The sequence below is a fragment of the Cryobacterium sp. Y62 genome (assembly GCF_002929785.1).
GTDB lineage: Bacteria > Actinomycetota > Actinomycetes > Actinomycetales > Microbacteriaceae > Cryobacterium.
The window spans coordinates 46861-67709 of sequence record NZ_PJJK01000115.1 but is presented as its reverse complement, the minus strand read 5'-3'; the positions used below and the strand labels follow the sequence as shown (position 1 = coordinate 67709).

Annotated in this window: 20 protein-coding genes, 2 tRNA genes and 1 pseudogene; 19 read left to right on the top strand and 4 right to left on the bottom strand. The window is 63.6% G+C overall.

Annotated features, from left to right (window positions below):
- The first annotated feature begins 41 nt into the window (after positions 1-41).
- Together CXY71_RS14505 and CXY71_RS14500 are read left to right on the top strand one after the other, a co-directional pair.
- Positions 42-884, top strand: a complete 843-nt coding sequence (locus CXY71_RS14505; protein WP_104136753.1) for an alpha/beta fold hydrolase — start codon at positions 42-44, stop codon at positions 882-884.
- A 9-nt stretch (positions 885-893) separates the two neighbouring features.
- Positions 894-1946, top strand: coding sequence for a biotin/lipoate A/B protein ligase family protein (locus CXY71_RS14500; RefSeq protein ID WP_104136751.1), 1053 nt, complete (start codon positions 894-896; stop codon positions 1944-1946).
- 92 nt (positions 1947-2038) lie between these two features.
- On the opposite strand, the gene CXY71_RS14495 is transcribed toward CXY71_RS14500, so the two are convergent.
- Entirely contained in the window at positions 2039-2377 is a 339-nt protein-coding gene (locus CXY71_RS14495) for a GNAT family N-acetyltransferase (RefSeq protein WP_104136748.1), read from the bottom strand.
- Positions 2378-2426: 49 nt separating this feature from the next.
- Here CXY71_RS14495 and CXY71_RS14490 point away from each other — a divergent pair, with 49 nt between their 5' ends.
- The 4 genes from CXY71_RS14490 to CXY71_RS14480 all read left to right on the top strand — a co-directional run bounded on the left by CXY71_RS14490 (position 2427) and on the right by CXY71_RS14480 (position 5316).
- Positions 2427-3314 carry a site-specific DNA-methyltransferase gene (locus CXY71_RS14490; RefSeq protein WP_104136745.1) on the top strand — a complete coding sequence of 296 codons (888 nt, stop codon included), beginning with the start codon at positions 2427-2429 and terminating at the stop codon, positions 3312-3314.
- Between the two features lie 106 nt (positions 3315-3420).
- Entirely contained in the window at positions 3421-4344 is a 924-nt protein-coding gene (locus CXY71_RS14485; protein WP_104136742.1) for an LLM class F420-dependent oxidoreductase, read from the top strand.
- Between the two features lie 71 nt (positions 4345-4415).
- A complete protein-coding gene (locus CXY71_RS21175) occupies positions 4416-4553 on the top strand; it encodes a hypothetical protein (RefSeq protein WP_158253108.1) in 138 nt (45 codons plus the stop codon).
- 55 nt (positions 4554-4608) lie between these two features.
- The gene (locus CXY71_RS14480; RefSeq protein WP_233204651.1) at positions 4609-5316 is read left to right on the top strand and encodes an amidase domain-containing protein; all 708 of its coding nucleotides are present in this window, start codon (positions 4609-4611) and stop codon (positions 5314-5316) included.
- 163 nt (positions 5317-5479) lie between these two features.
- Here the strand turns inward: CXY71_RS14480 and pgm are convergent, their stop codons facing one another.
- A complete protein-coding gene (pgm, locus tag CXY71_RS14475) occupies positions 5480-7096 on the bottom strand; it encodes a phosphoglucomutase (alpha-D-glucose-1,6-bisphosphate-dependent) (RefSeq protein ID WP_104136738.1) in 1617 nt (538 codons plus the stop codon).
- A gap of 35 nt (positions 7097-7131) precedes the next feature.
- On the opposite strand from pgm, the gene pheA reads away from it, so the two are divergent.
- Together pheA and CXY71_RS14465 are read left to right on the top strand one after the other, a co-directional pair.
- A complete protein-coding gene (pheA, locus tag CXY71_RS14470) occupies positions 7132-8088 on the top strand; it encodes a prephenate dehydratase (protein WP_104136736.1) in 957 nt (318 codons plus the stop codon).
- Positions 8085-8576, top strand: coding sequence for a hypothetical protein (locus CXY71_RS14465; protein ID WP_104136733.1), 492 nt, complete (start codon positions 8085-8087; stop codon positions 8574-8576). Before pheA ends, CXY71_RS14465 begins: the two co-directional genes overlap by 4 nt.
- A gap of 32 nt (positions 8577-8608) precedes the next feature.
- On the opposite strand, the gene CXY71_RS14460 is transcribed toward CXY71_RS14465, so the two are convergent.
- Positions 8609-9592: a diacylglycerol kinase family protein gene (locus CXY71_RS14460; protein ID WP_104136730.1), complete on the bottom strand. Its 984-nt coding sequence runs from the start codon at positions 9590-9592 to the stop codon at positions 8609-8611.
- A gap of 63 nt (positions 9593-9655) precedes the next feature.
- Between CXY71_RS14460 and serS the strand changes: the two genes are divergently transcribed.
- The 11 genes and pseudogenes from serS (at position 9656) to CXY71_RS14405 (ending at position 20418) form a co-directional block, all read left to right on the top strand.
- The gene (gene serS / locus CXY71_RS14455; RefSeq protein ID WP_104136727.1) at positions 9656-10936 is read left to right on the top strand and encodes a serine--tRNA ligase; all 1281 of its coding nucleotides are present in this window, start codon (positions 9656-9658) and stop codon (positions 10934-10936) included.
- A gap of 5 nt (positions 10937-10941) precedes the next feature.
- Positions 10942-11748: an HAD family hydrolase gene (locus CXY71_RS14450; RefSeq protein ID WP_104136933.1), complete on the top strand. Its 807-nt coding sequence runs from the start codon at positions 10942-10944 to the stop codon at positions 11746-11748.
- 122 nt (positions 11749-11870) lie between these two features.
- Positions 11871-11955, top strand: a tRNA-Ser gene (locus CXY71_RS14445).
- Between the two features lie 87 nt (positions 11956-12042).
- Positions 12043-13341, top strand: a complete 1299-nt coding sequence (locus CXY71_RS14440; RefSeq protein ID WP_104136724.1) for an LCP family protein — start codon at positions 12043-12045, stop codon at positions 13339-13341.
- Positions 13342-13444: 103 nt separating this feature from the next.
- Positions 13445-13533 (top strand) — tRNA-Ser (locus CXY71_RS14435).
- Between the two features lie 156 nt (positions 13534-13689).
- Complete coding sequence (locus tag CXY71_RS14430) at positions 13690-14070, top strand: hypothetical protein (protein WP_104136722.1); 381 nt, start codon at positions 13690-13692, stop codon at positions 14068-14070.
- A gap of 92 nt (positions 14071-14162) precedes the next feature.
- Complete coding sequence (locus CXY71_RS14425; RefSeq protein WP_104136719.1) at positions 14163-15920, top strand: SulP family inorganic anion transporter; 1758 nt, start codon at positions 14163-14165, stop codon at positions 15918-15920.
- Positions 15921-16027: 107 nt separating this feature from the next.
- Positions 16028-18364: pseudogene (gene nrdD / locus CXY71_RS14420) on the top strand (anaerobic ribonucleoside-triphosphate reductase).
- Complete coding sequence (gene nrdG / locus CXY71_RS14415; protein ID WP_104136930.1) at positions 18322-18924, top strand: anaerobic ribonucleoside-triphosphate reductase activating protein; 603 nt, start codon at positions 18322-18324, stop codon at positions 18922-18924. The pseudogene nrdD and the gene nrdG overlap by 43 nt, the downstream one beginning before the upstream one ends.
- A gap of 84 nt (positions 18925-19008) precedes the next feature.
- Positions 19009-19281 (top strand): hypothetical protein, encoded by a 273-nt coding sequence (locus tag CXY71_RS14410; protein WP_104136717.1) that lies wholly within the window; start codon positions 19009-19011, stop codon positions 19279-19281.
- Between the two features lie 567 nt (positions 19282-19848).
- Positions 19849-20418, top strand: coding sequence for a hypothetical protein (locus CXY71_RS14405; protein ID WP_104136714.1), 570 nt, complete (start codon positions 19849-19851; stop codon positions 20416-20418).
- Here the strand turns inward: CXY71_RS14405 and CXY71_RS14400 are convergent.
- On the bottom strand, positions 20405-20803 hold the full coding sequence (locus CXY71_RS14400) for a DUF1294 domain-containing protein (protein WP_104136711.1): 399 nt from the start codon (positions 20801-20803) through the stop codon (positions 20405-20407). The genes CXY71_RS14405 and CXY71_RS14400 overlap by 14 nt on opposite strands.
- Between the last annotated feature and the right edge of the window lie 46 nt (positions 20804-20849).

Here is a 20849-nt window from a genome sequence, read left to right as displayed (position 1 = left end):
TTTTTTCAGGCCACCGGCGCCAAACACGGCAGACTGGCCTCGTGCCTACATATACGGATGCCTCTGGCCTGGTTTTCACCTACTACGTCTGGCCGGTCGACGCCCCCAAGGCCGTCATTCAGATCGCCCACGGCGTCGGCGAACACGCCCAGCGCTATGCGGCGCTCGCCGCCGACCTCAACCAGGCCGGTTATGCCGTCTATGCCGACGACCACCTCGGACACGGCCAGACCGGACTCGACCAGCACGGCGGCGACCGCGCGTTGCTCGGCCGGCTCGGCGTTGGCGGGCTGCGCGCGGCGGTGGCCGGCGTGCATCAACTGAGCGGAATCATCCGTTCGCAGCATGAAAACCTCCCCCTCGTGCTGCTCGGACACAGCTGGGGATCATTCATGGTGCAAATGATTGTGAACGCGCACGCTGCTGAGTATGACGCGATCGTGCTCTCGGGCAGCGCCTACCGCTGGCCCGGCTACCTCGACGGCGGCGACCTCAACCGCAAACATAAAACGCTCGGATCTACCGGCGTCGAATGGCTCAGCCGGGACCCAGCGGTCGCCGCAGCCTTCGTGGCCGACCCGCTGACCACTGCGACACCGCTCGCGAAGCTGTTCGGCGTGCGCGAGGCCGCACGCATGTTCGGGCGCCCGGCCCGTGATCTGCCATCTGAGCTACCCCTGCTCGTGTTGGTCGGCGGTGACGACACCGTCGGGGGCGAACGCAGTGCGCTCAAACTGGTGAACGCGTACATTAAGCGCTCAGGGCTGCGCGACGTGCAATTGATCGTGTACCCGGGTGCACGACACGAGGTTTTCAACGAGACCAACCGGGACGAGGTCATCGGTGACCTCGTCGCCTGGCTCGACGAACGATTCAAGCCGTAGGCTGGAACCATGCATGGTGAATATAAGGTTCCGGGCGGCAAACTGGTCGTCGTTGATCTCGATGTCGTCGACGATGTCATCGTTAATTTTCGTCTGGCTGGGGATTTCTTTCTCGAGCCCGACGATGCCCTTGAAGACATCAACGCGGCGGTGAACGGCGTGCCTGCCGGCAGCACATCCGCCGCGATCGCGGACGCCGTGCGTGGCGCGCTGCCGGCCGGAGCGATTCTGCTCGGCTTCTCGTCGGAGGCTGTTGCGGTTGCCATTCGTCGGTCGCTCGCCCAGGCGAGCACCTGGCGCGACTACGACTGGCAGGTCATCCACTCGCAGACGCCGGTCGCCCCCGTGCTACAAATGGCCCTCGACGAGGTGCTCGCGATCGAGGTTGGCGAGGGACGCCGCCAACCCACTCTGCGCATCTGGGAGTGGAACGAACCGGCCGTCGTCATCGGCAGTTTTCAGTCGCTCAAGAACGAGGTCGACCCCGAGAACGCTGCGAAGTACGGCTTCACCGTGGTGCGGCGCATCAGCGGTGGCGGTGCCATGTTCATGGAGGCAGGCTCGGTCATCACCTATTCGATCTATGCGCCGACCGACCTCGTGCAGGGTATGAGCTTCGCCGACTCCTACGCATTTCTCGACGAGTGGGTCATCACCGCGCTCAAATCGCTCGGCATCGACGCGCACTACCAGCCTCTCAACGACATCACGAGCCCGACCGGCAAGATCGGCGGGGCCGCTCAGAAACGGCTCGGCAGCGGCGCCGTACTGCACCACGTCACCATGAGCTACGACATGGACGGCGAAAAAATGGTCCAGGTGCTGCGCATCGGCCGCGAAAAGCTCAGCGACAAGGGCATCACGAGCGCTGCCAAACGCGTCGACCCTCTGCGCAGCCAGACCGGCCTGAGCCGCGCTGCGATCATCGACCGCATGAAGCAGACTTTCACCGGCCTCTACGGCGCCACCGAGGGTGACGTCACCGCCGAGGAATATGCCAAGGCCACCGAGCTCGTCGCAAATAAGTTCAGCACGGAGGAATGGCTAACCCGGGTTCCCTGACGGGCGGGCGGTTACCCCAGCCCCGGCGAGCGGATGCCCGCGGCGCGGCCGCCAGCATCCGCTCGCGCACGCATGCGCGCGTCGAAAAGCACCTACCGGCCTCGTGTCAACAGGTCTTGGTATTCCGCGTGGGTGTCGATCCAGTGCGCAACATAGGAGCAGTCGGCTACCACGGCCAAGTCGGTGCGCACGCGCACGTCGTCGAGCGCCTGCTCGACCAGGATGCTCGCCAAACCGTGGGCGCGCCGGGTCGCGTCGACCTCGGTGTGCGTGAAATGCACCGCGGATTTTGTGGTGACGTAGTCGGCCAGGCCGACGCTGTCGTCGTCGAGCCAAACCGTGTATCGGTTCTGTTCCGGGCTGTGGCGCACCCGGAGCAGACCTACTCCCGGAAGATCCTGCGAGTGAATGGTCGTCGATTCAGCAGTCATCCCCACAGACTATGCCGATAGACGGCGCGGAGGCTGAAAGAATAGACAAATGCCAAATGCATGGACGCCGACCAGCCCGAGCCGTGTCATCCACGCCAACAACCTTGAGGTGTTGCCTAGCCTGCCGGGCGGCGCCTTCACCCTGATCTATCTCGATCCGCCGTTCAACACTGGTCGGTCACAGAAACGTCAGACCACCACCTCGGTGCGTTCGGTCGCCACCGACGGATCCCATGCGACCGGAACGATCACCGGGTTCAAAGGCCAGCGTTACGAGCGCATCAAGGGCGACCTGCTCGGCTACGATGACAAGTTCGAGGACTATTGGGCTTTTCTGGAGCCGCGTCTGATCGAGGCTTGGCGGCTACTGGCCGACGACGGTACGCTCTACCTGCACCTCGACTACCGCGAAGCGCACTACGCCAAGGTACTGCTCGATGCCCTGTTCGGCCGGGAATGCTTTCTCAACGAGCTCATCTGGGCCTACGATTACGGCGCCAAGTCCAAGAATAAGTGGCCCACCAAACACGACACGATTCTGGTCTATGTGAAGAATCCGGCCCGGTATTACTTCGACTCCACGACCGTCGACCGCGAGCCGTACATGGCGCCCGGCCTGGTCACGCCCGAAAAAGTGGCCAAGGGCAAACTGCCGACGGATGTCTGGTGGCACACGATCGTCTCGCCCACCGGCAAGGAAAAAACCGGCTACCCCACCCAGAAACCGGTCGGAATTCTACGGCGCATCATCCAGGCGTCCAGCCGTGAGGGCGACTGGGTGCTCGATTTCTTCGCCGGCAGCGGCACCACCGGTGCCGTCGCGGCCGCCCTCGGCCGCCGCTTCGTGCTGGTCGACCAGAACCCCGAGGCGCTTGCCGTGATGCGGGCACGGTTCGAGCTGGTGCCGGGCGTTGAATTTCTAAACCCTGACGCTTGACTCGAACCACCCTCGTGGCACTCGTTTGAGAAACCGGCACGGGTTCAAACCCGTGCCAGCTTCTCAACCATGTGTCGCGACCCGCCCCGTGATGTAAGGAAGACCTTTGAGATTTCGCATTTTCACCGAGCCCCAGCAGGGCGCCACCTACGACGACGTTCTGGCCGTCGCGCAGGCCACCGAGCGACTCGGCTTCGACGCCTTCTTTCGCAGCGACCACTACCAGGTTATGGGCGACGGCGATGGCCTGCCCGGCCCGACGGATGCCTGGACCACCCTCGCCGGGTTGGCGCGCGAGACGAAACGCATCCGTTTGGGAACCCTGGTCTCCTCGGTGACCTACCGGCCGCCGGGCATTCTGGCCATTCAGGTCGCGCAGGTCGACCAGATGTCGGGCGGACGAGTGGAGCTCGGACTCGGCACCGGCTGGTTCGAGCGGGAGCATCTCGCCTACGGTATTCCCTTTCCGGCCAAGCGGTTTGGCATGCTCGAAGAGCAGCTCGCGGTGATCACCGGCCTGTGGAACACGCCGGTCGGAGCCCGATACGACTTCGCGGGCGAGCACTACACCCTGGTCGATTCGCCCGCCCTGCCCAAGCCCACACAGGTGCGGGTTCCGGTGATCGTCGGGGGCGGCGGCGCGAAACGCACCCCGGCCCTCGCTGCCCGGTTCGCGACCGAGTTCAACCTGCCGTTCCCCGAATTCGACCAGATCAGAGCCAAATATGACGGCGTGCGCGCGACCTGCGATGCCATCGGCCGCGATCCAGCAGAGCTGAGCTATTCGGTGGCGCTGATCGCCGTCGGTGGCTCAAACGAGGCAGAGTTCGCCCGCCGGGCCGCCGCCGTGGGTCGCGAGCCGGCCGAACTGCGAGAGCACGGCCTGGCCGGCACCGCATCCGAGATCGTCGACCGGCTCGGTACCCTCGCCGATTCCGGCGTCGAGTGCGTCTACCTGCAGATCATGGACCTGTACGACCTTGAGCACCTCGACTGGTTCGCCGCCGAGGTCGTGCCACAGCTTCGCTGATCCGTAACGAGTGCCGCGAGTCGGCGGGCGGCATTCAGGACTCTGAAAGCCCCCGACGCTAAGCTCGAATCATGTTGCAGAACAACGAACCCACGGACGCCGACCAGCGGCGTACCCGGCGTCGGTTCCTGATCGGCGTTCTCATTGTTGGGGTCCTCGTCGCCCTCGCGGCGGTCGCGCTCTATCTCAGCGCTGCCTTCAGCGTCTAACCCCGCCCCCCAAAAAAACCGAAGCGCCCTCGAACGAAGTGAGTATCCTGTGCAGTTGACCCGGTGGCAACGACTCGGCCTGACGGCAGCCGTTGGAGCCGTGCTCGCGGTCGGTGCGACCGCGCTCGTCGTGCAGGCCATCGAAGGTCCCGACGCGCCCTCGACTACCGCGCATACAACGGCGCCAGCAACGGATGCCGCCACCCCCGCCGCAACGGACCGCGCCACCCCCACAGACCCGGTCGATGCGGTTGAGGTCGAATCGGGGCCGGCACTCAGCGCCGAAGTATCGGCGCAGCTGGACTACGTGCTCGCGCACTGGGACGAGAAAGACTACAACTCCGCCGACTGGGGCGTGCTCGGCATCAACGATTGCGTCAACTTCGCCAGCCAGGCCATGATCGCCCGCGGCTGGACCATGGACGATGTTTGGTCGAGCCCGAAGAACGGTAACGCCTACGACGCATCCGCCGCCTGGCGCAGCTCGACGGCCTTCATGAAGTATATTGCCGCCACAGGCAAAGCCACGGCCCTCACCGATCAGCAGCGCGACCAGGTCAAGGTCGGCGACATCGTGCAGTTCGACTGGGACAACACCGGCGACCGCGATCACACCGGCATCGTTTCGAAGGTCGAGCGTACGGGGGACGCCATCTCAATTTCGTTTGCCGGGCACACCCTAAATTCCGATTACCGCTCGGTCGACACGGCGATCACGGAGGACCACCCGGGCGGCACGGCGTACTACTGGAGCGTCCCTTGACGGCTCCCACACCTTTTGAAATCGTGGGCGTCGGTTCCGACGGCGGTCTCTTTGGAAAGGCCCTTGGATCGAGCTTGTCAGTGATTCCGGTCAGCGGAAGAAATCTCGAAAACCCAACCATTCTGCTTCGGGCGAAGCGTTACCGCTGCACCGAAAGCATGGGTTAAGCGATCGCCGTGTCGACGATAACTTTGGCCTCAAGCTGAACTTGGCGCAGGTGCTCGTCGCCGAGAAAAGACTCGGCGTAGATCTTGTAGACGTCTTCGGTACCACTCGGCCGGGCCGCAAACCAGGCGTTCTCGGTGGTGACCTTCACTCCGCCGATGGCAGCGCCGTTGCCGGGAGCAACACTGAACGCGCCGGTGATCTTCTCGCCGGCTAGCTCGGTGGCCGTGATCATCGAGCCGTCAAGCTTGGCCAGGGCGGCTTTCTGCGCGGGCGTGGCCGCGGCATCCACTCTCGCATAAGAAGGCGCGCCGAAGTGCTCGGTCAGTTCCGTGTAGCGCTCGCTCGGGGTCTTGCCGGTCACCGCGAGAATCTCGGAGGCGAGTAGGGCGAGCAGAATGCCGTCTTTGTCGGTGGTCCAGACGGTGCCGTCGAAGCGCACGAAACTCGCTCCGGCGCTCTCTTCACCGCCGAAAGCGACGGAACCGTCGATGAGACCGGGCACGAACCACTTGAAGCCGACCGGAACCTCCCACAGGTCGCGGCCGAGAAAGCCGGTGACCCGGTCGATCATCGTCGACGAGACGAGGGTTTTACCGACCGCGGCGTCGGGCTTCCAGCCTTCGCGGTGGCTGTACAGGTAATCGATGGCGACGGCCAGAAAGTGGTTCGGGTTCATCAGGCCGCCGTCGGGCGTGACGATGCCGTGCCGGTCGGCATCGGCGTCGTTGCCGGTCAGAATGTCGTACTCGTCTTTGTGCGCGACAACGGATGCCATCACCGACGCACTCGACGGATCCATGCGAATCTTCTCGTCCCAATCCAGGGTCATGAAGCGCCAGGTCGGATCGACTTTCGGGTTGACCACGACCAAGTCGATCTCATAGCGGTCACGGATGGCACCCCAGTAGCCCACGCTCGCGCCGCCGAGCGGGTCGGCCCCGATGCGGATTCCGCTGGTGCGGATCGCCCGCATGTCGATGATGTTCTCGAGGTCGTTCACGTAGTTGCCGCGAAAGTCATAGGTTTCCAGGGCGCTGGGTTCGCTCATCAGTACGCCATCCAGACCATGAGCGATGAGCTCGTTTGCCCGGTTGGCGATCCACGAGGTGGCATCGCTGTCGGCCGGACCGCCGTGTGGCGGGTTGTACTTGAAACCGCCGTCCATCGGTGGGTTGTGGCTCGGGGTGACGACGATGCCGTCGGCCAGGTCGCCGTGCTCGCCGCTGTTGTAGGCCAAAATTGCGTGCGACAGGGAGGGAGTGGGCACGTAGTCGTCGAACTCGTCCACGATCACGCGCACGCCGTTGGCGACGAGCACCTCCAGGGCGGTCGTGTAGGCCGGGCCGCTCAGGGCGTGCGGGTCGGTACCAATGAACAGCGGGCCGGTGATGCCCTGACCGGCGCGATACTCCACGATCGCCTGCGTCGTGGCGCTGATGTGATCCTCGTTGAACGCGGTGTTCAGCGAACTGCCGCGATGTCCGGAGGTGCCGAAGACGACCTGCTGGGCCGGCACCGCGACATCCGGTTTCAGGTCGTAATAGGCCTTGACCAGCCCATCAACGTTGATCAAATCAGATTCCAGGGCTGGGGTGCCCGCGCGTTCGCTCATGAGCACAGTCTGGCATCCCCAGTAGGCTGTCAGCCATGCCCGACTCGCCGAATCCGTCCCACACCCAGACTTACAGCTATCTCGGCCCGGCCGGCACCTTTACCGAAGCGGCGCTCGCCCAGGTACCCGGCGCCCGCGGCCAGATCTGGCGTCCGGTCAACAATGTGGGTGAGGCGTTCGCCGATGTCACGAGCGGCCGTAGCGTGGCGGCAATGATCGCCATTGAGAACTCGGTCGACGGCGGAGTCACGGCCACGCAGGATGCCCTCGCGAGCGTGCCGAACCTGCGCATCATCGGCGAATACTTGGTGCCGGTGAACTTCGTACTGGTCGCTCGCCCCGGCACAACGTTGGACGACGTGCGCGTCATCAACGCGCATCCGGTCGCCTATGGGCAGTGCCGTATCTGGCTCGAACAGACCCTGCCGAGCCACGGCCACATCCCCGCATCGAGCAACGTCGCCGCTGCCTCCGCCCTCTTGGACACCGATCAAGCGGATGCCGCGATCGCCCCGCCCGGAATCGACAAGCACCACGACCTCGTCGTTCTCGCCTCGAATATCGGGGACAACCCCAACGCTGTCACCCGGTTCGTGCTGGTCGGCCGCACCGCCGAACTCACCGCGCCGACCGGCGCCGACAAGACCAGTCTCATCATCGAGCTGCCGAGCGATCGCTCCGGTGCCCTGCTCGACATGCTCGAGCAGTTCGCCACCCGCGGCGTGAACCTCAGTCTCATCCAGTCCCGGCCGATCGGTGATTCCCTTGGACGGTACCGCTTCGTCGTCGACGCCGAGGGGCACATCTTTGACGAGCGGGTCGCCGACGCCCTGCTCGGCCTGCGCCGGTTCAGCCCCAAGGTGATCTTTCTCGGGTCGTATCCGCGCGCTGACAAGCGGCCGATCGAATTCACCTCCCGCTACGACGACGGCATCTTCATCGAGGCCCGCGACTGGTTGCGTGGGCTGATCGCGGGGGAGCCCACCCAATGACCGACCCGCGCTTTGACCCGAATCACGATGCCCGGTATCAGCGTGGCTATGAGCCCGGTGACTCGGCGGATTCCGGTAGCTCAAAGATGACCGAACTGTTCGCGCCTACCTCTCCCAACCAGCCAGCAGCATCCGTTGGTACAGACGGGCGCGACTCGGGCGCGCTTCCCGTGCCTGCAGACGGCACAGCTGACGACGACGAGCCTCTCGACCAATACGAGCCGCGTAATCCGTTCATCATCGCCTTGTGGATTCTTGGGCCAGCCCTCATCATCGGCGGGATGATCCTGCAGGTGCGCACGATTACTGCCACCTATTTCAGCTCGGGCTTCGCGGGATCCTCGAGTGCGGAGGTACCCATCGAGATGGTGATGCAGCAGTTGATCTACGCTCTCGCGCCCGCAATGATCTCCACCGGTCTACTCACCGTTGTGGGCCTGCTGTTCGTCCACGCCCTGCGGTGGCGTTCCCGATCGTCGCGCCTATAGCTAGCTCAGCCATCTCACTCAGGCCATCTCACTCAGGCCGGCACGCGCACGATCAGCGCGCCAGCATCGGCGTGTAGCCGCACCTTCTGCACCAGCCCGAACTCGTCGCCGTCGAGCTCGAAATCCTGGGGGTGCTCAAGAGCGATGCGAATATCGGGCCCGCGCAGGGTCGTCATCACGCGCTCATTCGATGACTCCGTAGCCGCAATCATGCGTCGCCCCACCGCCGAGCGACGCAGCACGCCGTTCTCCCAGGTCACCCGTCGCCAGATGGTCAGCCAGCCGAGCATGCCCTTGGGCTGCAGCACGGCAATGTCGAGAATGCCGTCGTCGAGGCGCGCATCGGGCAGAAACTGCAGGTTGCCCGGCAGCAGCCCGCAGTTGGCGACGAGAATGGCGCTCACCTGCGCCGGGCGGGCGGTGCGCCCAGCAACGCTGTAGCGGATGCGAAATGGCCGCGCCTTCGGCAGCGCCCGCGCCACCCCGTCAACGTAGGCGAGCCAGCCCACTTGCTTCTTGAGGTCGTCCCGGGTGTGGGCGATCATCTGCGCGTCGAGTCCGAGCCCGGCCATGACCAGAAAAACGTGTTCTTCGACCGCGCCGGCCTCGGTGGTGACGCTGGCGACGCCGAGGTCGATGGACTTGTCCGCGCCGCCGAATGCGATCACGGTGGCAGCGTCGACGCTGCCGAGGGGCAGATCGAGGTTGCGCGCGAGCAGGTTGCCGGTGCCCGACGGCACGATCGCCATGCGCACGCCGGAGTCACGCAGCGCCTCGGCTACCGCGCGAACCGTGCCGTCGCCGCCGGCCGAGAGCACCATCGAAGCGCCAGCGTCGAGCGCCTGTTTGGTGGCCGCCTGGCCGACGTTGTCCTTGCTCGTTTCGAACCACTGTGTTTCACCCCAGCCAGCGGACTGCGCGGCCGCGGCCACGCTCGCTCGCAGTTTGGCGAGGTCAACTTTCGCTGGATTATAGACGACGGCGGCGTGCTGATCGAGGCGTTCGGAGGCGGTCACGAGGCCTAGGCTACTGGGTTGACTCCGCGTTTACCCGTCCGTGTGCACTTGTAGACTGACCGGGTGATTGATCCGGTGCTGTTACGCGAAAACCCTGACCTCTTCAAGCGTTCGCAGGAGGCCCGTGGCGACTCCGTTGAAGCGGTGGATGTCGCGCTCACCGCCGACGCGCAGCGCCGCGCATCCATCACTGCGTTTGAAGATCTGCGCGCGAGGCAGAACCTGTTCGGCAAGACGGTAGCCCAGGCCCCGCCCGAGCAGAAGAAGACCCTCGTCGCCGAGGCGCGCGGTCTCGCTGCAGAAGTGAAGGCCGCTGGCGCCGTAGCAGCTGAGGCCGAGGAACGCTTCAGCAAGATCGTCAAGACCATCGCCAACCCCATCATCGACGGTGTCCCAGCCGGTGACGAGGCCAACTTCGTGACCCTGCGCACCCACGGCGAAGCCCCAGTCTTCGACTTCGAGCCGCGCGACCACCTCGAGCTCGGCGAGCTGCTCGGCGCCATCGACATGGCTCGCGGCGCCAAGGTCTCTGGTACCCGGTTCTATTTTCTCAAGGGCATCGGCGCACGCCTCGAGATCGCACTCATGAACATGGCGCTCGACCGGGCGCTCGACGCCGGCTTCGTACCGCTCATCACCCCCACGCTCGTGCGCCCTGAGATCATGGACGGCACCGGCTTCCTCGGTGAACACAACGATGAGGTCTACTACCTGCCCGCCGACGACCTGTACCTCACCGGCACGAGCGAGGTCGCGCTCGCCGGGTACCACAAGGACGAGATCCTCGACCTCTCCGAGGAACCGCTACGCTACGCCGGCTGGAGCACCTGCTACCGTCGCGAGGCCGGTTCGGGAGGCAAAGACACCCGCGGAATCATTCGGGTGCACCAGTTCAACAAGCTCGAAATGTTCACCTATGTACTGCCTGAAAACGCCGAGGCCGAGCACGATCGCCTCGTCGCCCTGCAGGAAGGCATGCTGCAGTCTCTCGGCCTGAGCTACCGGGTGATCGATGTCGCCGCCGGCGACCTCGGCTCAAGCGCCGCCCGCAAGTTCGACATCGAGGCCTGGGTGCCTACCCAGAATGCTTTCCGCGAGCTCACCAGCACGAGCAACTGCACCACCTACCAGGCACGCCGGCTGGACATCCGTTATCGCACCGAATCGGGCAAGACCGCGCCGGTCGCGACCCTCAACGGCACGCTTGCGACCACGCGCTGGCTCGTCGCGATGCTCGAAACCCACCAGCAAGCGGATGGCTCGGTGCTGGTCCCAGAGGCGCTGCGGCCGTACCTCGGCGGCCTCGAGGTGCTCACGCCGCTTGCCGTGAAGGGCGCGAAGTGACGTCGATGGTCAGCGAAGAGCCGTGGCTCGTCGCCCTCGACATTGACGGCACCACGATGCACGAGGACGGCTCGATCAGCCAGTCCGTGATTGACGAGGTCGCCCGGCTCGCCGCGGCCGGCCACGAGGTCATGCTCGCCACCGGGCGCTCGGCCGCCGCTGCCCTGCCGGTGCTCGGCCGGCTCGGAATCTCGCCGCGCTACGTGGTCTGCTCCAACGGTGCCATCACCATGCACCGCGACGACACGGCACCGCTCGGTTACCGCCGTGAATGGGTTGAAACCTTCGACCCGAGCGATGTGCTCACCTCCATTCGGGCGCACCTTGGCTCGGCCCGGTTCGCCGTCGAAGACGAGCATGGCTTTTACCGCTACACCGAACCGATTCCCGATGCCACCATCGGTATGGACAGTGAACGGGTCGACTTTGACGAGCTGCTGAAGCACCAGGCGACCCGCGTGGTCGTCATTTCGCCCGACCACGACATGGAGGATTTTCTCCAGGTGGTCGAGCGCATGGGGCTGAACCGGGTGAGCTATGCGATCGGGTGGACCGCCTGGCTCGACATCGCTCCCGACGGCGTCAACAAGTCGACGGCGATGGAGCGGGTGCGCGTGGCCGTCGGTGTTCCGCGTGAACGCGTCATGGCCGTCGGCGACGGGCGCAACGACATTGACATGCTGCAATGGGCCGCCGAATTCGGTCGCGGCGTGGCCATGGGCGAATCGCCCGATGACGTTCTCGCCGCCGGGTCGGAGATTACCGGAAACGTGACCAGCGACGGCCTTGCCACTGTGTTGCGCACACTCTGACGGGCATCCAGCCGTTTATCAGGCATCTCTGTCAGCCTGAGCAGTCTGCCATCGGCTAGAATCGGGCCAGTTCGCCCAATTCTTCCCGGCAGGGCATTTTCGTGCTGGGAATGGGCAAACCGGGAGGGCTGTCCGAGCGGCCGATGGAGCCAGTCTTGAAAACTGGTGGGCAGAAATGTCTCGTGGGTTCGAATCCCACGCCCTCCGCAAACAGTGCAAGTGAAAACAGTGCAAGTGCAAGACAGGGCGCATGCCTCAGGCTGACCAGGCCGACAACCCGACGAGAGGACATGAGTGAGCGACCAACTTCGCCCCCGCAGTGCCGGTTCCAAGAATCTCAAGACTGTTGCCCGTCATGGTCGGCTCAAGAAGTCGAACGCTGCGGTTGCCGTTGCGAAATTCATTGCGGGCAGCGTGGCCGTCGTTCTGGTCAGTGGATTTTCCGTGGCCGCCATCGCCGCCTACGACGTTGTCGCGAGCGCGCCGCCGAGCGTGCACTTGGCTAATGAGAGCAACGGCCCGGTTCCGTCGATCGGCGCCATCGACGGCGGCGTGAACATGCTCGTCGTCGGCAGCGACAGTCGCGTCGGCCAGGAGGCCAGGTTCGGCCCGGAGGATTCCACCGGGGACCTCAATGATGTGACCATGCTGCTGCACATCTCCGAAGACCACAGCAACGCCTCGGTCATCAGCTTTCCCCGCGACATGTTCGTCGCCATCCCCTCCTGCCCAAAGGAAGACGGCAGCGGGTCGTACAGTGCAATGAGTAGCCTGAAGATCAACACCACGCTCACTTATGGCGGCCTCGCCTGCACCGTGCTGACCGTAGAGAAGCTCACCGGGCTGTCCATTCCTTTTGCGGCCGAGGTGCAGTTCAGCGGCGTCATGGCCATGTCCTCCGCCGTCGGCGGCGTTCCGGTCTGCGTGGCCACCCGCATCGAAGACGAGTACACCGGCACCTTTCTCGACCCGGGCGAGCACACACTCGAGGGCTACGAAGCTCTACAGTTTCTGCGCACCCGCCACGGCCTCGGCGATGGTGGCGACCTGACCCGCATCAACAACCAGCAGTTGTTCATGTCTTCGCTCGTGCGCACAATCAAGAGTGCTGACACGCTCGCAGACCCGACCAAGGTGTATGCCTTGGCGAAGGCGGTCACAGCTAACATGCGCCTCTCCGACAGCCTGAGCAGTGTGACGACACTCGCGTCGATCGCCATCGCACTGAAGGACATCGATTTGGATCAGGTGGTCTTCGCGCAGGTGCCCACCGGCAGCACGACCGGCGGGGTGAAAGCCGTGCAGCCAGCCTTCGACAACCTGTTCGAGGCGGTTGCCGCCGATCAGCCGCTAACCCTGAGCGGAACCACCGGACGCGGCACCGAGGCCAATCCGAACGCTCCCGTTGAGCCGGACCCGGTCGCGACCGCAGTTCCCTCGGCAACGACCGATCCTGCCGCAACAGCTGATCCGACTGCGACCGAGGCTCCCGTCGCCACCGAAGACACCGGCGTCGTGCTCTCGGAGTCGGTGACCGGTCAAACGGCTGGTGACTATACCTGCACCAGGGGACGTACGCTCGAGAACCAGTAGCCGGGCGCGGGCATCCGTTTTACGGGCCGTGATTTTCATGGTCAAAGCGGATGCCCGCGTTACGGCTAAGATGAACGAGTGTGTTTGCGCAAGCAGGTACCAAGGAGACGTCGCATAGTTCGGCTTAGTGCACCACCCTGCTAAGGTGGAGTACCCGCAAGGGTACCGAGGGTTCAAATCCCTCCGTCTCCGCAGATCTTTGAACCCCTGAATCTCTGGTAAGCACGGGGGCTCAGGGGTTTTTCTTTGCCTTGAATTGCGCCACCTGTGACAAGGTACAGCCTGGTTGAGACGCTTGGCGATCGAGGGCTGACAGGGCGATTGTGCGGCCAACCTAAGCTGAACCACATGACAACCGCAGCCGCCACCCTGCTCTGCATCATCTTGGCATTTCTTGCCATCTTCCAGCTGCTGCTGATCGCAGGTCTACCGCTCGGGCGGTTCGCCTGGGGCGGCCAGCACGCGGTGCTCCCGACGCACTTGCGCATCGGCAGCGCCGTCTCGATCGTGATCTACCTCGTGTTCGCACTTCTCGTACTCGAACGGGTGGCGCTGACGTCTCTCATCCCCACCGCGACCTTCATCGGCGTGGCCGCTTGGGTGCTCACTGGGTACTTCACGCTCGGCGTGATCATGAACGGGATCTCCCGCAGCAAACCGGAACGCCTCGTGATGACGCCGGTGAGCCTCGTGTTGGCGGGGCTGTGCCTGGTCGTCGCGATCGGGTAGACATCCACTCAAATCAGCATCCGTTCGACGTGACGCAGCGGAACCTTTCAGGAAGTCCAGACAGCAGACGAGGACCGGACTACCGTGTAGGCATGCCAATCGGCGGATTCCGCGGCGTCGCCCTCAGCCTGATCCCGGGGCTGAACACCGCCCTGCATTACCAGCGCGCGTGGCTGGTGCCTGATCTGCGTGCCGGCATCGCGCTCAGCTTCCTGCTGATCCCGGCCGGTATGGGCTATGCGGAGGCCTCCGGGCTACCCGCGTACACCGGTCTGTACGCGACGGTCGTGCCGTTGCTAATCTACGCCGTCTTCGGCCCATCGCGCATCCTCGTGCTCGGTCCTGACTCGGCGCTCGCCCCAATCATCGCAGCGTCAATCCTGCCGCTGGCGCTCGGCAATACCGAGCGAGCGATTGCCCTCGCAGGGCTCCTCGGCCTGATGGTCGGCCTCACCCTGCTCAGTGCCGGCGTGCTCCGACTCGGCTTCGACACCGACCTGCTCTCCAAGCCAATCCGGGTCGGCTACCTCAACGCCGTCGCTTTGCTAGTGATCATTTCGCAAATTCCCAAGCTGTTCGGGTTCTCCATCGAGGCTCCCGGTCCGATTCAAGGGATTGGTGCAATCGTGCAGGGTGCCGCGGCGGGGAGCATCGGCGTCGTCGCAATGCTGCTCGGCCTTGCCTCCCTCGCCGTCATCGTCGGGTTGCGTTTCCTGCTCGGCGGGCGTGTCCCTGGTGTGCTGATCGCGGTCGTCGCGTCTATTGTGGTCACGGCAATTTTCTCGCTGCAGAACGTGCTGCCGGTCGTCGGCGCTATGCCGCAGGGGCTCCCCGCCCCGGCGCTCGGCGGACTCGTCTGGGGCGACGTGGTTTCGCTGATCGCGCCGGCGCTGGGCATAGCGCTCATCGCCTTCGCTGACACCGGGGTGCTCTCCCGCACACTCGCAGCGCGCCGCGGTGACAGTGTGAACGGCAGCCAAGAGATGGCCGGCCTCGGACTCGCCAATATCGGAGGCGGGTTCTTTGGCGGCTTTCCGATCTCGGCCTCCACCTCGCGCACACCCGTCGCCGAGCAGGCAGGGGCGCGCTCCCAGCTGACGAATGTCGTCGGCGCGCTGATCATCGTCATCTTCATGCTCGTTGCCCCCGGTGTAACCGGGTACCTCCCGTCGGCGACACTTGGCGCCGTGGTCATTGTGGCCGCCGCCAGCCTGGTCGATGTTTCGGGCGTCTCGCGATTGTGGCGGATCGACAAAACGGATGCCCTGCTCTCGATCGCCGCGTTCCTCAGCGTCTTTCTGGTGGGCGTTCTGCAAGGCATTCTCGTGGCGATCGGGCTGTCTCTGGTCGCGTTCGTGCTCCGCGCGTGGCGTCCGTACCGGGCCGAGCTCGGGCGCATTCCCGGTATGCGCGGATACCATGATCGCTCACGGCATCCGGATGCCGATCGCGTTCCCGGCATCGTCATTGTGCGTTTCGACGCCCCGCTGTTCTTTGCCAACGGGGGCATCTTTGATGATTACGTGCGCTCGGTAGTGCGGCGAGCGGAGCGGGAATCGGAGGCCGCTGGCAGGCCGATCGGAACGCCCATTCACACCGTCATCCTTGCCGCCGAACCGATCACCGATATCGACACGACCGCCATCGACGAACTACTCGAGCTTGACGAGTACCTTGCGTCTCGGGGGGTGTCGCTCGTGCTGGCCGAGATGAAGGGGCCGGTGAAGGACCAGCTGCAGGCTTTCGGATTGGGTGACCGGTTTTCACCCGAGCGGTTCGCGCCGACGGTGGGCGCCGCGGTTGATACTGCGAGTGGGGAGTTTCGCGACGATATCGGTGGAGCGATTTGAGATATTGTCAGTGGTTTCTGACTCGGGGCGCTGCGCCCTTCCCAACGAATGGTGAACGAACGTTTACCACTATATATAGTGTGTAAATCACACTCTAACCACTACATATGGTTCCTTCGTCCGGCTCAAGCTTTTGCTCGATCGCTGTGGGTGCTACGACTCAAGGAGACATGCTGCGCATGTTGAAGATGGAAAACCTCAGCTCAGAAACCCTCATGGTGGCCAAACGGGACGGACGTCGGGTTGCCTTCGATGAGGCGCGCATCTACGCCGCCCTCGCCAAAAGTTTCACCGAAGTGAACGGTGAGCTGACCCCGCTCACGCACCAGATCATTCGTGACGTGGTCGCTCACGTCAACCGTGAGATCGCCTCGCACTTCACGGTCGACATCAAGATCTATGAGGTGCGGAACATGGTGGAACACGCCCTGCTGGACAGCAAGGAATACGACGCCGCCGAGGCGTACATTAAATACCGCATCCAGCGGGACCTCGCGCGCAGCCAAGCCACCGACATTAATCACTCGATCGTCAAACTGATCAGCAAAGACGAATCGGTCGTCAACGAGAACGCCAACAAGGACAGCGACGTCTTCAACACCCAACGTGACTTGACCGCCGGCGCTGTGGGCAAGGCCATCGGCCTGAATATGCTGCCGCCGCACGTCGCCACGGCCCACCAAAAGGGCGAGCTGCACTACCACGACCTCGATTACCACCCCTATGCACCAATGACGAACTGCTGCCTCATCGACTTCAAGACGATGCTGAGCACCGGTTTTCGGATCGGCAACGCCGACGTCAACCCGTCGCGGTCCATTCAAACGGCGACGGCTCAGATCTCACAGATCATCGCAAATGTGTCGTCGAGTCAGTACGGCGGATGCTTGGGGAACCGCATCGACGAAGTGCTCGCTCCCTACGCCGGGAAGAACCTCGAAAAGCACCTGGGCGATGCCCGAAAGTGGATAGCGGACGAGTCCCAGCATCAGGATTACGCTGAGGAGAAGACCTTCAAGGACATCTACGACGCTATGCAGAGTCTCGAATACGAGATCAACACCCTGTTCACCTTTAACGGGCAGACACCCTTCACCTCGCTCGGTTTCGGGCTCGGCACCAGTTGGCTGGAACGCAAGATTCAAAAGGCGATCCTGCAAATTCGGATCGCCGGGCTTGGCAGCGAGAAGCGCACCGCAATCTTCCCGAAGCTGATTTTCACCGTCAAGCGGGGCCTCAACCTCGCACCGACTGACCCGAACTGCGACGTCAAGCAGCTGGCACTGGAGTGTGCCACCAAGCGCATGTATCCGGACATTCTCAATTACGACAAAATCGTCGAACTCACCGGCAGCTTCTAGGTGCCGATGGGCTGTCGCTCCTTTCTGCAGGGCTGGACCGATGAGAAGGGCAACGATGTCTCCGAGGGGCGGATGAACCTCGGAGTCGTGACGCTCAATCTGCCCCGGATCGCCCTCGAGTCCGGCGGGGACGAGAGCAAGTTCTGGAGCATTCTCGCCGAGCGAGTGACCACGGTCGGCGACGCTCTGCTGTTCAGAATTGAGCGGTGCAAGGAGGCGACCCCGGAGAACGCCCCGATCCTGTATATCTACGGTGCTTTCGGCCAGCACCTTGCGGCCGGGCAGCCGGTCGACACCCTCTTCAGGAACAAACGCTCCACGGTGTCCCTCGGCTATATCGGCCTGTACGAGGTCGCGGCGGCCTTCTATGGCGGTGACTGGGAAACCAACAGCGAGGTGAAGGATTTCACCGTCGCTGTTCTGCGTACGCTCCAGGAGCGGGCGAAGAAATTGAGCGTCGAGTACGGCTACCAGTTCAGCGTGTACGCGACGCCGAGCGAGAGCCTGACCGACCGGTTCTGCCGGCTGGACACCGAGAAGTTCGGTTTCGTGCCGAATATCACCGACAAGGACTATTGCACTAATAGCTTTCACTACGACGTGCGCAAGAGCCCGACGCCGTTTGAGAAGCTGGATTTCGAGAAGGTGTACCCGTCGTATTCCGGAGGCGGATTCATCCACTATTGCGAATACCCGATCTTGCAACAGAACCCCAAGGCCCTTGAAGCCGTATGGGACTACTCCTACGATCGCGTCGGTTATCTCGGTACCAACACTCCGATCGACCGCTGTTACGCCTGCGGCTTCTCGGGCGACTTCGACGCCACCGAGCGCGGTTTCGAGTGTCCGGAGTGTCCGGAGTGTCCGGAGTGCCGACCCCATGACCTGCGATGTCGTCAAACGAACCTGCGGCTACCTCGGCAACCCCCAGGCCCGCCCGATGGTGCACGGCCGGCACAGCGAGATCACCTCCCGGGTCAAGCACATGCCCGGCACCACCGGCATTCGGGGCACGGATGCCGCCGCCCTGGTTGCTCTGGATGCGTAATCCCCAGCCCGGTGAGTGGCTGTCGCAGAAGCTGAGCCAGCGGTACGTCGGCGACTACAAGCCGTTTGTCTTTGTCGACGGTGAGGGGGTGCGGTGCAGCCTGTACCTGTCCGGTTGCCTATTCGCCTGTGCGGGGTGCTTCAATGAGGCCACCTGGAGTTTTCGCTACGGACAGCAGTCCAGCCAGGAACTTGAGGACCAGATTCTGGCTGATCTCGGCCAGGAGTATGTGCAAGGCCTCACCCTTCTGGGCGGCGAGCCGTTTCTCAACACCGGGGTGTGCCTGTCGCTGCTCGACCGGGTGCGTCGGGAGCTCGGCACCGCGAAGGACGTCTGGTCCTGGACCGGGTACACCTTCGAAGAACTGTTGCTGGCGAGTGTGGACAAACTCGAGATGCTCGGCAAGATTGACGTTTTGGTCGACGGTCGGTTCGAATTGGCGAAGCGCGATCTCAACCTGCAGTTTCGGGGCAGCAGCAACCAGCGGATCATCGACGTCAGAAAGTCTCTGGCCCGCGGCGAGGTGACGCTGTGGGGCGGGTTGAAGGACGCGACCAGGAGCTTCGAACAGATCGAGAAGCAGAACCTGATCTAGTGGCGGAACTCCAACCCGAGCACGTGCTGGCAACGCCGACGACGCATCCACGAGGTTCTGAGCAATCTCAAATATCCTGTCGGTATGACGACACCGCGCGACCATGAGTCCGCGTCCGCGGCCGAAAACGTGACCGACTTTGCCGACGTCAAGGCGCGGTTTGACGCCGCGACGGCTGGCTCGGGTTCGCCGGACTTGCTGGGCGCCCTCAGGAGTCCCGATGACTCAGCCCTGGCGTTCATGGATGCACCGCTCAAGCCCCTCCCACTGCTGACACCACCTGAGACTCCGCTTCTGTTCCGCCTCCGCGTCGACCTCGCCGCGATCAACTCGGACCTGGCGCGGCCACTGCGGTGATCCAGACATTCCTTGGGAACGTGGGCGGCGGCATCCGTTTGACCGGTGCCGGGTATCTCCCTCCCGCGCACGTACGGGCGCTGATGGATGAGCTCGACACGGAGAAGATCTGGCGGGGGTGAGGCTAACTGGGATTCGTAAACCTACCCGCTGTTGTTTCTGCGGGAGACGGCTACGCAGCTCCAGGTCGGCGGCGTTGGGCTAGCACACCCGGCAAAGAGAAACGATGCAAGACCGAGCGCGACACTCGCGCCCTGCCTGGTTTCCATGCGTTCACCGTACTCTTGGCGCTCCACCGCAAGCATCGCCCTTTCGGACAGGGCGTGACGACCCTGCCCAGGGGTGCGGCTCATGCCCCACGGCGATGCCACAGTGTCAGCACCGGGTGCCTTGATCAGATCCGAGGCCCTCGATCAGCTGGACGGCAGGATTCACACGCTTCGCGCACGGTACTGACCAGTTCCTTCGATAAAATGAAAGTCACCTGCACGAGGAAGTGGTGGCGCAATCATTTGGAACCGGTCCCGGCGTCGTGCTGACGCTCACGCGAACGTCAGAGAACCCGACGTGAATGCTGAGCTGCCCGATCTCGAACGCACCGTCGATGAGGGCCTGCTGATCGCCGTGTCGGCCGTGCGCATGGCAGTGAAGAACGACATCATCGTTGGCGCGCTCCGCGAACACTATGACTACGACTCCGCGCGCTATGCCAACAACGCCCGCAGTGAGCTGCACCACCTGGCCCGGCAAAACGAGGAGTACGCGCGGAGGGTCAGCCGGATGAGCAAGGACCTCGCGTCAATGAAATGGCGGCTGAGTCTGACCGACGACCAGCGACACGACCTCAAGCAGTTCGCTCTGCGCTTGCGGGTGCACGAGCGGCTGGCTCTGGCCCTCGACGCCGCTGCCGATGATGACGATCAGGTGGGACGCATCGTTGCGAGTGCTCAACGGTCGGCGAGTGAAGAGGTCAGTTCGGCCGTCTCGTCGAAGCTCATCGAACTTGCCGTCGATCAGCGTGAACCCGACTATGCCGAGCATCGCAACGAGCGCCTGGAAGCGTTTGTGCAGATCAACCTGGCCATTCTGAAGGCAAAATACGAGGCCGAAACCGGGGAAGAAATCAACGAATACTAAACAATTGACCCAGCGCTTCGTCGAATGTTTGTGAGCTCAGTGCGATGAACAGCCCAACGTTGGCGACGACTGTGAGCCAGAACGCGCGGCGAAAGCTTCTCTTCTGCGTCTTGTGTCGCGCAATTTGTTGCGCCAGGATTGCCCCCGGCCAGCCGCCGACAAATCCCCAGAGCAGAAGCGTTCGCTCCGATACCCGCCGGCGTGCGGTGCCGGCCCGGCGTTTATCCACCAGGTAGAGCACGAAGCAGACCAGGCTCGCCGCCAGATACAGACCGGCTACCCACAGAGGTGGTGACCAATACCAGCCGACGCCCAGGTAGACCACCGCGAAGCCGACAATCGCGAGATAGCTGCCGCGGCCCCGGCGAGAGCGGGCGAGAACCATGACCCCATGTTAGCCAACGGGATCTCGAATCTGAAGAATCTTGAAA